The organism is Streptomyces endocoffeicus (assembly GCF_016741935.1).
Classification (GTDB): Bacteria; Actinomycetota; Actinomycetes; order Streptomycetales; family Streptomycetaceae; genus Streptomyces; species Streptomyces endocoffeicus.
The window spans coordinates 1-210 of record NZ_JAERRG010000266.1 but is presented as its reverse complement, the minus strand read 5'-3'; the positions used below and the strand labels follow the sequence as shown (position 1 = coordinate 210).

Genomic DNA, 210 nt, shown 5'->3' with positions numbered 1-210 from the left:
ATCCACACCGGGGAAGCCGCCGAGCTTGCAGGAGTAGTTGCCCTTGTTCATCAGGACGATGGTGGCGGTCGTCCCGCCGTCCTCCGGCACCGGGAGCGCGTCCTGACCCGTGGCGAAGGCGGCCTCCAGGTTCTCGGTGCGGCAGCGCTCGACACCCGCGTGCGCCCTGCCACCGCCTTCGGCCTTGGCGTCGGAACCCTGCGCACCGCC

General features: G+C 71.4%; 1 pseudogene. It reads right to left on the bottom strand.

Annotation, left to right across the window (positions count from 1 at the left end):
* Positions 1–210: pseudogene (locus JK364_RS54905) on the bottom strand (DUF4232 domain-containing protein); the annotation flags it as partial.